Genomic DNA, 11859 nt, shown 5'->3' with positions numbered 1-11859 from the left:
ACTAGCGCAGCGCCTTCATCTGCTGCCACACCCGCTGGTAGTACGCGTTCGCCACCCGCTCCCGGGTCAGGATGCCCAGGCAGACCTCGCGCAGCATCGCCGGTGACGTCTCGACCAGCGGGGTGAGCACGTGGTCCAGCCACTCGGCGCCGTGGTCCTCGTCGACGTGCACGTGGATCCGCTGGTACGTGATCACGTCCTCCGGCACGCCGAGCCGGGTGCAGCCCTCGACCATCGCGGTGAAGCGCGGCGGGGCGCTGTGCTCCATCAGCCCCAGCGCGCCGACCGAGCGGGGGATCAGGTGCCGGTGGATGCCGTACATCAGGGTGAGGCAGGCGTTCTCGAAGATCTCCGAGCAGATCACCTGGCCGGCGTCGTAGCCGCGCTCGGCGAGCCGCTCACGCATGTACCTCGCGGAGTGCTCGAACAGCACGGTGTGCATCCGCTCCAGGGCGCCCTGGCCCATCTCGTCCCAGTAGTTCTCCCCGATCACCAGCTTCATGGCGCCGGTCGAGCCCAGCTGGGCCAGCGCGACGAGGTCGTCGAAGCGGCCGTCGACCAGCTCCTCGGCCAGGAAGAACAGGGCCAGCTCGGCGATCGTGGCGTCCTCGGCGAGGTAGCGGCAGAACTCTTCCTGCACGTGGTTGGCGCTCAGCGCGCGGAACCAGTCCGGGAACTCGGCCGCGGTCTTCGGCAGGCGCTCCGGGTCAACCTGGGCGTCCTCCCAGTCGAGCCAGGTCTGCTCGATGGCCGCGATCTCCGGGTCGGTGTTGAGCCGGGGGATCCGCTGGAAGTCCTCCGGCGGGGACAGGTAGGCGGCGTAGTGCGCGTGCAGCGTCCGGAAGAGTTCGAAGCGAGCCGTCTCCACCGCCGCGGTGGGGACGAGGCCGGTCGGAAAAGCGATGGCGAGATCGGTCGAAGTCATTTCTTTCCCACAATCAATTGGTGGTCAACGGGGTGAGCGCGCGCGGTTCCGGTTCGGCCAGGAAATCGGGCCGCGGATCGGTGACGTCGTGCGGGATGTTGTCGACCGCGTTGTACACGAGAATCACCATCGCGCGGCGGCCCGGCGACATGTTGCGGGTCGACGCGTGCAGCAGATTCGGGTCGAAGAAGAGCACGCAGCCGGCCGGGCCCTTGGGGCTGACCATGCCGTTGCGCCCCGCCAGGTCGGCGATCACCTCGTCGCTCACCTGGAACTTCTCGTCGGCGGTGAGGGTGGCGATCCACTCCGGCGCGTCCTCGTAGCCCAGCGGCATGCCGTCCCGGCCGGTGGCGGTCAGCACCCCGTCGCGGTGCGAGCCGGGGATGAACGTCAGCGGGCCGTTGAACTCGTTCACCTCGTCCAGGAAGATGGCGACGTTGACCAGGTCAGGACGGGTGATCCCGTCGTCCTGGAGCCAATAGATGTAGTCCTGGTGCCAGTCCCACTGGTCCCCGGCGAACGCCGCCTTGATGTTCACCTTCGACTGGTGGACGTAGACGTCGTCGTGCAGGATCTGCTGCACCGCGCCGAGCAGCGCCGGGTGGCGCATCAGGTCGGCGAACACGCCCTCCCGGTGGTGGATGCCGTACACGGAGCGGGGCGTGACGCCGTCGCGCTCCATGACCCGGGCCGGGCTGTCGGTCTCCAGCAGCCCCGGCACCGCGCGGGTGATCTCCGCCAGGGTCTCCGCCGGCAGGAAACCCGGCGGCATGAGCAGGAATCCATCCTGCTGATACTGTTCCAGCATTACCGGATCGAGAATTCCGGGAATGGAGGTTCGGTCCATAATCGCCTCCTGATTCAGCCTGTCGAATCACTAAGGCAATCCTGTCCTCTGTCCCGGAAGGCAGGCATCTCCCAGGATGCGCTCCCCTATCCGCCGTATCGCAACCCCTAACCGAGGCGTGCGGCGAAGCCGTCGAGCAGGGCGTCGAGGCCGAACCTGAAGGTGTCGTCGGGGGCGGCGGCGTATCCGGTCCCGGCGGTGGTGTCGAGCCGCGCCCGGACGTGCGGGAAGTCTCGGCCGATCACCTGAGCCTCGCGGACCGCCTGGTCGAGGGCCTCGGGGGAGAGGCGGCGGGTGAGCGACACCTGCGCGGCCGGACCGAGGGCGCTGCCCAGCACGTAGACGAAGACGGCCGCGGCGGCCCGGTCGGCGTCGGCGGGGGAGAAGCCGGCCCGCTCGTAGACCGCGAGGGTCCGGTCGTCGAAGCGGGTCTTGCCCGGCCCGAAGATCAGGTGGCTGCCGATGGCCTGGCCCACCCACGGGTGCCGCCCGCACATCTCGTGCATCCCGGTGGCCAGCCGGGTCGCCGCCGCGCGCCAGTCCGAGGCGGCCGGGTCGGGCAGCGGCACCTCGTCCCAGATGGCGTCGCCGGCCAGCCGGACCAGGTCGTCCTTGGTCTTGATGTGCCAGTAGATCGCGGTGGCGGCCGAGTCGAGCCGCTGGCCGAGGCTGCGCATGTTGAGCCCGTCCAGGCCCTGCTCGTCGAGCAGGTCGATGGCGGCGCGGACGATCTGGCCGGGAGTCAGGGTGTTCCGGGGCATGCCGGAATCCTACTTGAACTTTGTTCAAGCCGGGGCTAGCTTGAACTTAGTTCAAGTCATGGGAGGGCATCATGCTCCAGCAGAAGCTGACCGAGATCGCACAGGCGCACGGCGTGCCCGGCATGGCCGCCGGGATCCTGCACGGCGACCGGATCGCCTATGCGTCACACGGCGTCACCAACCTGGCGAGCCCCCAGCCGGTCGACGAGCACACCCTGTTCCACCTTGCCTCGGTCACCAAGACGTTCACCGCCACCGCGCTGGTCCGGCTCGCCGCGGCCGGCCGGCTCGACCTGTCCGCGCCGGTCCGCGACCACGTGCCGGAGCTGCGGCTCGCCGACCCGGGCAGCGCCGCCGAGATCACCGTGCACCAGCTGCTCAACCACACCGCCGGCCTGGAGTGGAACCTGGTGGACGGCGAGCAGACCACCCTGGCCGGGTTCGTCGCCGAGCTGGAGCGGCTGCCGATCATCGCCCGGCCCGGGACCCGCGCGTCGTACAGTCAGGCCGGCTACAACCTGGCCGGGCTGGTCATCGAGAGGGTGACCGGGTTGGCGTACGAAAAGGTGGTCGACGATCTCGTGCTGCGGCCCGCAGGCTTGGAGCGGACCTGTTTCGGGCTGGACGAGGTCGTCCGGCACCGGTTCGCGATCGGGCACAACCCCGACGCCGACGGCACCCTGCGACCCGCCCGGCCGTGGGGGTCGTGGCCGGCCGGCGCCCGCGCCAACAACCCCGGCGGCGGCCTCGCGTCCAGCGTGAGCGACCTGCTGCGCTGGGCCCGGCACCACCTCGACTCGGCCGACCTGCGCGCCATGACCGAGCCGACCGTGACGCTGCGCGCCAGCACGCTGGGTGACGCGTTCGGGATCTGCTGGTTCCTGCGCGACATCGACGGCGTCCGCGTCATCGGGCACGGCGGGTCCGGAAACGGTCAGTTCGCCGAGCTGCTGATCGTGCCCAGCCACGACTTCGCGGTCGTCAGCCTCGCCAACGCCGGCCCGGCCGGCTATCCGGCGAACCAGGAGATGCTCGCCTGGGCCCTGGCGGACCGCCTCGGGTTGCGGCCGCGAGAGCCACAACCGCTTGCGTACGACGAGAGCCGCGCCCACGAGATCGCCGGTCGCTACGAGCTGGACGCCATGGACCTGGAGATCGCCACCGACGGCGCCGGACTGACCCTCGCCGTGGGGATCAAACCGGCCATCCGGCAGGCGTCCGAGGTGGACATGCCACCGGACTATCCGGCCGCCGCGCTCGGGCTGCTCCCCGACGACGAGTACGTGATCACCGAGGGCGGCCTGGCCGGGCAGCGTGGATACCTCACCCGGGACGCCGACGGCACGGTGATCGGCGCGGACCTGGCCGGGCGCCTGTTCCGCCGGGTGCGGTGACGGTCACCAGACGTCGCCGTCGCGCCAGTCGCAGATCAGCAGGGCGGCCTCGTTGAGCACGGCGCCGCCCGTCACCGGGCGTACCAGCGTGCTGTCGTCGTCCTCCTCGGTCCGCATCACCCCGGCCGGCGCGAGCACCGCGGTGCCGCCCGGCCAGCGCCGCCAGCCCCGCCCGAGGTAGAGGTTGAGGGCTGCGGCGGAGGCGGACAGGGCGCCGAGGGCGTACCCGTGGTCGATGATCCGCTCGGCCTCGGCCATCAGCGCGGTGGCGAACCCGCGCCGCTGATGCGCCGGGTGCACGGCGACCGCCTCCACGTAACCGCACCGGTACGACTTGCCCTGGTGCAGGATCCGCCGCTGCACCACCGAGCCGTGCGCGATCATCGTGCCGTCCACGGTGACCAGGATGTGCAGTCCGCCGAGCGCGTGCTCCCAGGCGTGGTCGTCGAAGTCGCCGCCGAACGCGTCGTCGAGCAGGTCCCGAAGCCGGGTGCGGTCGCTCGCGGTCAGGTCCGCCGTGGCGATCGTGCGCACAACAGTCATGCCGCATGATCGCAGCTCGCGCCCCGGATTCTTGGGAAGCGCCACGGTATTGCGGCGGCGGCCGAACTGTCGCCCCTCTACGGTGACCCCCATGTCCGTCTCTGCCGTCCCCGCCGACCGCGTCCGCCCCGCCCTGCCCGTAGTCGCCGCCGTCGTGGTCACCGTCACCGCCTGGGCCTCCGCCTTCGTGGCGATCCGCGCCGTGCACGCCCACTTCGCCGCCGGCCCGCTCGCCCTCGGCCGCCTGCTCACCGGTGCTGTCGCGCTCACGATCGCCCTGCTCGCCACCCGCACCTGGGTTAAGCCGACCGCCCGGGAGTGGGGTCTGGTGGCCGGCTGCGGGGTCGTCTGGTTCGGCCTCTACAACGTCGCCCTGAACGCCGCCGAGCAGCGCCTGGACGCCGGAACGTCGGCCATGCTGGTCAACGTCGGACCGATTCTGATCGCGTTGCTGGCGGGCGCGTTCCTCGGTGAGGGCTTCCCGCGCAGCCTGCTGCTCGGCGCCGGGGTGGCCTTCGGCGGCGTGCTGCTGATCGGGTTCGCCGGGGGCGGGGCGACCGCGGCCGACCCGGTCGGGGTGGCGCTCTGCCTGCTCTCCGCGGCGGCCTGGGCGGTCGGCGTGACCCTCCAGAAGCCCGCGCTGCGACGGCTGCCCGCGCTCCAGGTCACCCAGATGGCCTGCGTGATCGGCATGATCACCACGCTGCCGTTCGCCGGTGGTCTGGCGCACGACCTGCGCTCGGCGACGGCCGGGTCGATCGCCGGGGTGGTCTACCTGGGCCTGGTGCCGACCGCGCTGGCGTTCGGCACCTGGGCCTACGCCCTGTCCCGGATGAACGCCGGTCGCCTCGGCGTCACCACCTACCTGGTGCCGCCACTGACCATCCTGCTGGCCTGGCCGATCCTGTCCGAGACGCCCCAGGCGCTGGCGCTGGTCGGCGGCGCGATAGCCCTCGGCGGCGTGGCCCTGTCCCGCCGCCGCTGACGCCCCGCCGGGCTCTGCCGTGCTGGGGTCTGCCGCGCTGGGGTCTGCCGTGCTGGGGTCTGCCGTGCTGGGGTCTGCCGTGCCGGGCTCTGCCGTGCCGGGCTCTGCGGCGCCCGGGCTCTGCCGTGCCGGGCCCTGCCGAGCCGAACCTGCCCTGCCGAGCCCTGCCCTGCCGTGTGCCCTGCGCGGCCGGGCTCTGCTCCGCCGGGCTGTGCCGTGCGCTCTTAGCGGCCGGGCCCTACCCCCGGCCGGACACCGCGCCGTGGGACTCTCCGCTGCGTGCGCCCTGCCCCGCCGAGCTCTTCCGTGCGCCCTGCTCGCCGGGCGCTGCCCTGAGGCGCGCCCTTTCTTGCCCGTCGTGGTCGTGCGCCGGGCCCTGTCGTGCGTCGGCCCTTTCTTGCCCGCCGCCCCGGTCGTGCGCGCGGCCCTGTCGTGGGCCGGCCCTTTCTTGCCCGCCGCCCCGGTCGTGCGCGCGGCCCTGTCGTGCGCGGGGCCCTGCCGTGCGCCTCGCTCCGCCAGGCCGTACCGTGCGTCTACCCACCCGCGCTGCTCTGAAAAGCCCGCCCTTTCTTGTCCAGCTCTACCCCGCTGGACCCTGCCGTGCGCCATGCCCTGCCAGTCCCTGTCCTGAAGCGTGCCCTGCCGTGCCAGGCCCTGCCCCGACGCGTGCCCTGCCGTGCCAGGCCCTGCCCCGACGCGTGCCCTGCCGTGCCAGGCCCTGCCCCGACGCGCGCCCTGCCCTGCCAGTCCCTGCCCCGACGCGTGCCCTGCCAGTCCCTGCCCCGACGCGCGCCCTACCTTGCCCGGCACTGCCCGGCCGACCCCTCCGCAGCCGTGCGCCCTGCCCCGCTCCTCACGCCATCCCGGCCTCCTTCGCCAAGATCGCGGCCTGCACCCGGGACGTGCAACCGAGTTTGCCCAGCACCCGCGAGACGTGCGTTTTCGCGGTCGCCTCGCTGATCGCCAGCGCGGCGGCCAGGTCGGCGTTGGACAGGCCTCGGCCGAGCGCGGCGAGTACGTCCCGCTCCCGCTCGGTCAGCTCGGCCAGGGCCGGAGCCGCCGTCACCACCGGCGGCGCCGGCGTGGCCGCGACGAAGGCGGTGAGGAGCCGCCGGGTCACCTCCGGCGCCAGGAACCCGTCGCCGCTCGCCACCCGTCGCACCGCGTCGATCAGCACGGACGGCTCGACCGATTTCAGCAGGAACCCGGCCGCCCCGGCACGCAACGCCCCGAACAGGTAGTCGTCGAGGTCGAACGTGGTCAGGATCAGCACCTCGGCCGTCCCGGCCTCGGTGATCGCCCGCGTCGCGGTGATCCCGTTGGTGTGCGGCATCCGGATGTCCATCAGCACGACGTCCGGACGCAGCGCCGCCGTCTGCCGGATCGCGATCACCCCGTCGGCGGCCTCACCCACCACCACGATGTCGTCGGCCTGCTCCAGCATGAGCCGCATCCCGGACCGGATCGCCGCGTGATCGTCGGCGAGCAGCACGCGGATCACGACCTGGCCCCGGCCGGATGGCGGGGGAGTGTCGCCCGCACCGTGAAATCCGTCCCCTCCCGGCCCGCGGTCAGCTCGCCGCCGAGCAGCGCGGCCCGCTCGCGGATGGAGGTCAACCCGGTCCCCGCACTGAGCGCCTGATGATCGAGCGCGCCCGGCCCGAGCACGGTGTTGGTCACCGTCATGATCACCAGGTCACCGGCCGGGCGCAGATCGAGCCGCACGTCCGAACCGGGAGCGTGCTTGGCCGCATTGGTCAGCGCCTCGCGTGCGATCCCGTAGACGGCATGCCCCACGACCGCCGGCAGCCCGGGGACCTCGCTCAGGTCGGCGTCGATCCGCAGGCCTCCGGCCTCCGCCGAGGCGACCAGATCGGGTAGCCGGTCGAGGCCGCCCGGCAGGGTCGGATCGGCGGCGGCCGGGTCGTCCGCCCGCAATAGCATGATCATCGAGCGCATCTCCTCCAGGGCGGCGAGGCTGCTGGTCCGGACCGCTCGCAGGGTGTCCCGATCCCGGTCACTGTCGGGTGGGCGGGCCAGCGCCGCACCGGAGTGGATCACCGTGGTGGACAGGTGCGCGGCGATCACGTCGTGCAGGTCACGGGCCATCGCGGCGCGCTCGGCGACGACCGCCTCGCGCGCGGTGCGCTCCGCGTCGAGCAAGCCGAGCTGCCGCTGCTGGCGCACGTTGGCCGACCACCACAGCGGCACGAAGAGCAAAGTGGTCAAGTTGAGACCGATGAAGACAGCCACCCGGAACTCGCCGGTGGCCAGACCACCGACCACCCCGGCGGTGCCGATCATCACGAAGACGGCGGTGGTCACGGCGGTCCGGGCGCGGGCCGAGGCGTGCTGCCCGACCGCGAAAAGGACGTCGAACAGCACCAGGACCAGGGCGACGCTGCCGCCGATCACGCCGTCGGCGACCGTCGCGGCCGTGCCGACGCCGAGGGCGGCCAGCGGGTGGCGGCGCTTGCCGAGCATGCCGAGACAACCGATCGCCAGCAGCACGGTGTGCCACCACGACGGGACGTCGCCGATGCGGGGCGCGTTCGTCCAGATCCCGGTCAGGCCGATGAGGTTGAACGCCAGTCCCGCCACGAACGTCGCGACGGCGGTGCCGACGTCCTGAAGGCGGGTGTTGCGCCGCCAGCGATCCCGGATTTCCACGGGACTCATCCCATCATGGACGGAGGCTCCTGGCGTACGCCAAAGGATGTATGAGGTCCGCGCAGCGGACATCTTTCGGCGGACGCGCCGCGACCCGCGCGGCGGCATCGTGGCGGCATGGACCTCGCGCTTCTCGGCTCGCTCGCTGCGCTCGCCTTGATCGATTCCACCAGCTTCGGCACGTTGCTGATCCCGCTCTGGTTGCTGCTGCATCCCGGGTCGCTGCGGGCGGGCCGCATCCTGGTCTTTTTGGGTACGGTCGCCGCCTTCTACTACGCGGTCGGCGTGGCCGTGGCGCTCGGCGCCGACGCGGTCCTGCCGCAGCTCAGCCGGGTGCTCGCCACCCCGGCCGCGATGTGGACGCAGCTGGTCGCCGGGGTGGCGCTGTTCTTCTGGAGTTTCCGGATGTCCCCCGGCGGAGGCCTGCCACGCTGGCGGGACCGTGCCCTCGCCGACGACCGCGGCGCCACGGGACTGGCGGTGCTGGCCCTGGCCGCGGCCGCCGCGGAGCTGACCACGATGCTGCCCTATCTGGCCGCGATCGGCCTGCTGACCACGTCCGGCCTGCCGACCGCCCAGGTCGCCGTGGTGATGGCCGGCTATTGCGTGCTGATGATCGTCCCGGCCCTGGTCCTGCTGGCCGCCCGGCTGGCTGCCGGTGACCGGGTGACCAGGCTGCTGACCAGGTTCAGCGACCGGATGGCGAAGAGCAACACGCTCGCCTGGATCGTCGGCATCGTCGGCTTCCTGCTGGCCAACGACGCCGCCGCCCGGTTGGGCCTCACGTCGTGACCGGGCCGGTCGAGTCGCGGACCACCAGCTCGGTGGCCAGTTCCACGTGCAGCGCGTCGAGCTCGTGCTTCTCCAACAGCCGGACCAGCAGGCCGACCGCCATCCGGCCCATCTCCAGCAGCGGCTGCCGGACCGTGGTCAGCCGGGGGCTGGTGGCCTGGGCCAGGTCGATGTCGTCGAACCCGGTCACCGACAGGTCAGCCGGCACCCGCAGCCCGCGCTCGGCGGCCGCGGCCAGCGCGCCGACCGCGGCCTTGTCGTTGAAGCCGACCAGCGCGGTCGGCGGGTCGGGCAGCCCGAGCAGCTCGGCGGCGGCCCGGTGACCGAATTCGACGGTCGGCTCGGCCGAGCGGACCAGCGCGGGGTCGGGCAGCACGCCGACGTCGGCCAGTGCCGACGTGTGCCCGGCCAGGCGAGCCCGCCCGGCCAGCCAGTTGTGCGGGCCGGCCAGCACGCCGATCCGCCGGTGCCCGAGGCCGACCAGGTGCTCGCTGACGCTGCGCGCGCCGGCGAAGTGGGCGGCCGAGACCGCCGGGATGTCGCGCGGCATCGGCGTCCGGGGGTCGATCACCACGAACGGGAATCCGGAGTCGCGCAGCGCCTCCAGATCCTCGCCCTGCTCCGGCGGCAGGATCAGGATCGCGCCGTCGACGCCGGGACGGCCGGGCAGCCGGGGCAGCACCGGCTCCGCCTGACCGGCCTCACCGGCGTCGAGGAGCACCTGGTGGCCGTGCCGCTTCACGGTCTCGGCCACCGCCGACACGATCAGCCCGAAGTAATCCGTGAGCTGGTACGGGCACCGCAGATAGATGGTCGTCGACCCGCTCGTGCCGTGCCGGTCGATCGCCTGCCGGACCAGCTCCCGCGTGTGCGGGGCGACGTGCGCGTGGTTGTTGAGCGCCCGCGACACCGTGGCGATCGACAGGCCGGTCGCCGCCGCGATGTCGCGGACCGTGGCCCGCCGGCGCGGCAGCTCAGGCATAGAGACGCAGGTCGGCGACGCTCCACCAGTTCCCGGCCGCGGCGGTGGTGGTGACCCGCAGGTAGCGTGCCCGGGTCCGGCCGAGGTCGACGGTGGTGAGCTGGCCGGTCCCGGTCCCGGTGGCCAGGGTGTGCCAGTGCACGCCGTCCAGGCTGCCGGTCAGCTGCCAGCCGCGGGCGTAGTCGCCCAGGTTGCCGCCGCTGTCGATGGCCACCCGCCGGAACGACGCCGCGCGCGCCAGGTCCACCTGGAGGTACTGGCCCGGCTCCTGGGCCTGGCCGCTGCTCCACCGGGTGGACGCGTCGTCGTCGACGGCGGCCGCCGGGGACTCGCCGGCCGGGGTGGCGGTGACGGTCGCCCCGGTCAGCGGCACCTGTCGCAGCCGCGGCTCCAGCGCCGGGTCGTACGGCCAGGTGAAGGTGGCCAGCGCCCCGCCGGGCAGGGTGTACTCGAACGCCCGGTCACCGGCGGCGACGGCGAAGGTGCGCGGCTCGTCGTTCTCGTTGTGCACCACCAGCGCGGTCGACCCGTCCGGGTTGCGGAACGCCACGTCCATGATCTGCCCGTTCCAGCCGGTGGTGCCGAACGAGGTGCTGGCCACCCGGACCGCGCCGGGCCGGACGAACTTCGACAGGTGCCCGACGGTGTAGTACTCCGCGTTGGTGGTGACCGCGCCGTCCGGCTGGGCGGTGACCAGGCCGGTGCAGGTGTCGCAGCCGCCCAGGTGTGGCCCGCCGGTGCTGTCCAGCGCGATGTTCCAGTTCACCACCGACTTGGCCCAGTGGCGCGTGGTGCCGATCGCGATGGTCCGGGCGTGCCAGACCAGGGTGTCGCGGAAGAACTTGGCCGGCGGGTCGGTCGCGCCGTGCGAGCCGGAGCACTCGGTGAACCAGATCCCCTTGTCCGGGAACGCGTCGTGCAGGGCCGTCTGCGCGCTCGGGTCACCGGAGTAGCAGTGGTACGCGGTGCCGGCGATCCACCGGGCGGCCGGTCCGGACAGCAGCTGATAGGGGTAGTCGGTCTCCGGGCTCTCGCCGGGCGGGGTGCCGGCCACGTCACCGGGGTGGGTGGTCCAGTTGTGGTCGTAGGCGAGGATCCGGGTGCGCTGGCCGGCGGCGCGCAGCAGGGGACCGAGACGCTCGATCACCGCGGCCTCCTGGCGTACCGGCAGGTCGGTGCCGGGGTAACCGGACGGCGTGCGGTTCTGCGGCTCGTTCTGCACCGACAGGTAGTCGATCGGCACGCCCGCGGCGGCGTACGCGGTGACGAACCTGACCAGGTAGCGGGCGTACGCGTCGTAGATCTTCGGGTCGTCCTTGAGCCGACCGCCGACCAGCGAGCCGGTGGTCTTCATCCAGGCCGGCGGGCTCCACGGGGTGGCCATCACGGTCAGCCGCGGGTTGAGCCGCCGTGCCTCGCGCAGCAGCGGCAGGATCCGCTCCCGGTCGTGCCGGATGCTGAACTGCCGCAGCGCGTAGTCGGTCTGCCCGGCCGGCACGTCGTCGTAGGTGTAGTGCTGGGCGGCCGCGGTGAAGTCCGACGAGCCGACCGGTTGCCGCAGGAAGCTCACGCCGATCCCCTGCCGCGGGTCGAACAGCGAGCGCAGGGTCTGCTCGCGGACCGCGGGAGCCAGTCCGGACAGCACCGCGGCCGACGAGTCGGTGATCGACGCGCCGAAGCCGTCCATCCGCTGGTAGGTGCGGGTCGGGTCGACCACGATGGTCGGCTGCTGCGAGGCCTGCCGTCCGAAGGTGACCGGCGCCCGCTGGTGCAGCAGCTCCGACCGGTCCACCGTGGTGACCCAGACCTGTGCCGCAGGCGGGCCGCCGGGGCGGTGGGCGGAGGCGCTCGCGGCGCCGGTCGTCAGGCCGAGGGCGGTGGCCAGGACCGCCGTCCCGAGCCGGTAGCTGACTCTCTTCATCGTCGTCTCCACCCGGTCGAGGGGTTGTAACACAATGAA

11 protein-coding genes are annotated in these 11859 nt (G+C 72.6%); 3 read left to right on the top strand and 8 right to left on the bottom strand.

The genetic code is table 11. The features are described from left to right. Position 1: 1 nt before the first annotated feature. From Aiant_RS08825 to Aiant_RS08815, 3 genes are all read right to left on the bottom strand, one after another. Positions 2 to 925, bottom strand: a complete 924-nt coding sequence (locus Aiant_RS08825; protein ID WP_189332496.1) for an iron-containing redox enzyme family protein — start codon at positions 923 to 925, stop codon at positions 2 to 4. A 13-nt stretch (positions 926 to 938) separates the two neighbouring features. Then, complete coding sequence (locus Aiant_RS08820) at positions 939 to 1733, bottom strand: phytanoyl-CoA dioxygenase family protein (RefSeq protein WP_189332497.1); 795 nt, start codon at positions 1731 to 1733, stop codon at positions 939 to 941. A 146-nt stretch (positions 1734 to 1879) separates the two neighbouring features. Then, positions 1880 to 2533 (bottom strand): TetR/AcrR family transcriptional regulator C-terminal domain-containing protein, encoded by a 654-nt coding sequence (locus tag Aiant_RS08815; protein ID WP_189332498.1) that lies wholly within the window; start codon positions 2531 to 2533, stop codon positions 1880 to 1882. A 71-nt stretch (positions 2534 to 2604) separates the two neighbouring features. On the opposite strand from Aiant_RS08815, the gene Aiant_RS08810 reads away from it, so the two are divergent. Continuing rightward, positions 2605 to 3927 carry a serine hydrolase domain-containing protein gene (locus tag Aiant_RS08810; protein WP_189332499.1) on the top strand — a complete coding sequence of 441 codons (1323 nt, stop codon included), beginning with the start codon at positions 2605 to 2607 and terminating at the stop codon, positions 3925 to 3927. Between the two features lie 3 nt (positions 3928 to 3930). Here the strand turns inward: Aiant_RS08810 and Aiant_RS08805 are convergent, their stop codons facing one another. Next, positions 3931 to 4470: a GNAT family N-acetyltransferase gene (locus Aiant_RS08805; protein ID WP_189332500.1), complete on the bottom strand. Its 540-nt coding sequence runs from the start codon at positions 4468 to 4470 to the stop codon at positions 3931 to 3933. 91 nt (positions 4471 to 4561) lie between these two features. Between Aiant_RS08805 and Aiant_RS08800 the strand changes: the two genes are divergently transcribed. Further along, complete coding sequence (locus Aiant_RS08800) at positions 4562 to 5455, top strand: DMT family transporter (protein ID WP_189332501.1); 894 nt, start codon at positions 4562 to 4564, stop codon at positions 5453 to 5455. An 853-nt stretch (positions 5456 to 6308) separates the two neighbouring features. Here the strand turns inward: Aiant_RS08800 and Aiant_RS08795 are convergent. Both Aiant_RS08795 and Aiant_RS08790 read right to left on the bottom strand, forming a co-directional pair. After that, the gene (locus Aiant_RS08795) at positions 6309 to 6908 is read right to left on the bottom strand and encodes a response regulator (protein ID WP_229830546.1); all 600 of its coding nucleotides are present in this window, start codon (positions 6906 to 6908) and stop codon (positions 6309 to 6311) included. A gap of 44 nt (positions 6909 to 6952) precedes the next feature. Next, on the bottom strand, positions 6953 to 8134 hold the full coding sequence (locus tag Aiant_RS08790; protein WP_189332503.1) for a sensor histidine kinase: 1182 nt from the start codon (positions 8132 to 8134) through the stop codon (positions 6953 to 6955). A gap of 108 nt (positions 8135 to 8242) precedes the next feature. Here Aiant_RS08790 and Aiant_RS08785 point away from each other — a divergent pair, with 108 nt between their 5' ends. Continuing rightward, positions 8243 to 8917 (top strand): GAP family protein, encoded by a 675-nt coding sequence (locus tag Aiant_RS08785; protein WP_189332504.1) that lies wholly within the window; start codon positions 8243 to 8245, stop codon positions 8915 to 8917. Here Aiant_RS08785 and Aiant_RS08780 read toward each other — a convergent pair. Then, positions 8907 to 9899 carry a LacI family DNA-binding transcriptional regulator gene (locus tag Aiant_RS08780; RefSeq protein ID WP_189332505.1) on the bottom strand — a complete coding sequence of 331 codons (993 nt, stop codon included), beginning with the start codon at positions 9897 to 9899 and terminating at the stop codon, positions 8907 to 8909. The two genes, Aiant_RS08785 and Aiant_RS08780, sit on opposite strands and share 11 nt — an antisense overlap. Continuing rightward, complete coding sequence (locus Aiant_RS08775; protein WP_189332506.1) at positions 9892 to 11820, bottom strand: discoidin domain-containing protein; 1929 nt, start codon at positions 11818 to 11820, stop codon at positions 9892 to 9894. The genes Aiant_RS08780 and Aiant_RS08775 overlap by 8 nt, the downstream gene beginning before the upstream one ends. Positions 11821 to 11859: the final 39 nt, after the last annotated feature.

The sequence above is a fragment of the Actinoplanes ianthinogenes genome (assembly GCF_018324205.1).
GTDB classification, from domain to species: Bacteria; Actinomycetota; Actinomycetes; order Mycobacteriales; family Micromonosporaceae; genus Actinoplanes; species Actinoplanes ianthinogenes.
Note: the sequence above shows the minus strand (reverse complement) of the source record. Positions and strands in the feature narration are given on the sequence as shown.

Coding starts and splice junctions, on each gene's coding strand:
- Aiant_RS08825 (WP_189332496.1), bottom strand. CDS start 925: ATGACTTCGACCGATCTCGCCATCGCTTTTCCGACCGGCCTCGTCCCC.
- Aiant_RS08820 (WP_189332497.1), bottom strand. CDS start 1,733: ATGCTGGAACAGTATCAGCAGGATGGATTCCTGCTCATGCCGCCGGGT.
- Aiant_RS08815 (WP_189332498.1), bottom strand. CDS start 2,533: ATGCCCCGGAACACCCTGACTCCCGGCCAGATCGTCCGCGCCGCCATC.
- Aiant_RS08810 (WP_189332499.1), top strand. CDS start 2,605: ATGCTCCAGCAGAAGCTGACCGAGATCGCACAGGCGCACGGCGTGCCC.
- Aiant_RS08805 (WP_189332500.1), bottom strand. CDS start 4,470: ATGACTGTTGTGCGCACGATCGCCACGGCGGACCTGACCGCGAGCGAC.
- Aiant_RS08800 (WP_189332501.1), top strand. CDS start 4,562: ATGTCCGTCTCTGCCGTCCCCGCCGACCGCGTCCGCCCCGCCCTGCCC.
- Aiant_RS08795 (WP_229830546.1), bottom strand. CDS start 6,908: ATGCGGCTCATGCTGGAGCAGGCCGACGACATCGTGGTGGTGGGTGAG.
- Aiant_RS08790 (WP_189332503.1), bottom strand. CDS start 8,134: ATGAGTCCCGTGGAAATCCGGGATCGCTGGCGGCGCAACACCCGCCTT.
- Aiant_RS08785 (WP_189332504.1), top strand. CDS start 8,243: ATGGACCTCGCGCTTCTCGGCTCGCTCGCTGCGCTCGCCTTGATCGAT.
- Aiant_RS08780 (WP_189332505.1), bottom strand. CDS start 9,899: ATGCCTGAGCTGCCGCGCCGGCGGGCCACGGTCCGCGACATCGCGGCG.
- Aiant_RS08775 (WP_189332506.1), bottom strand. CDS start 11,820: ATGAAGAGAGTCAGCTACCGGCTCGGGACGGCGGTCCTGGCCACCGCC.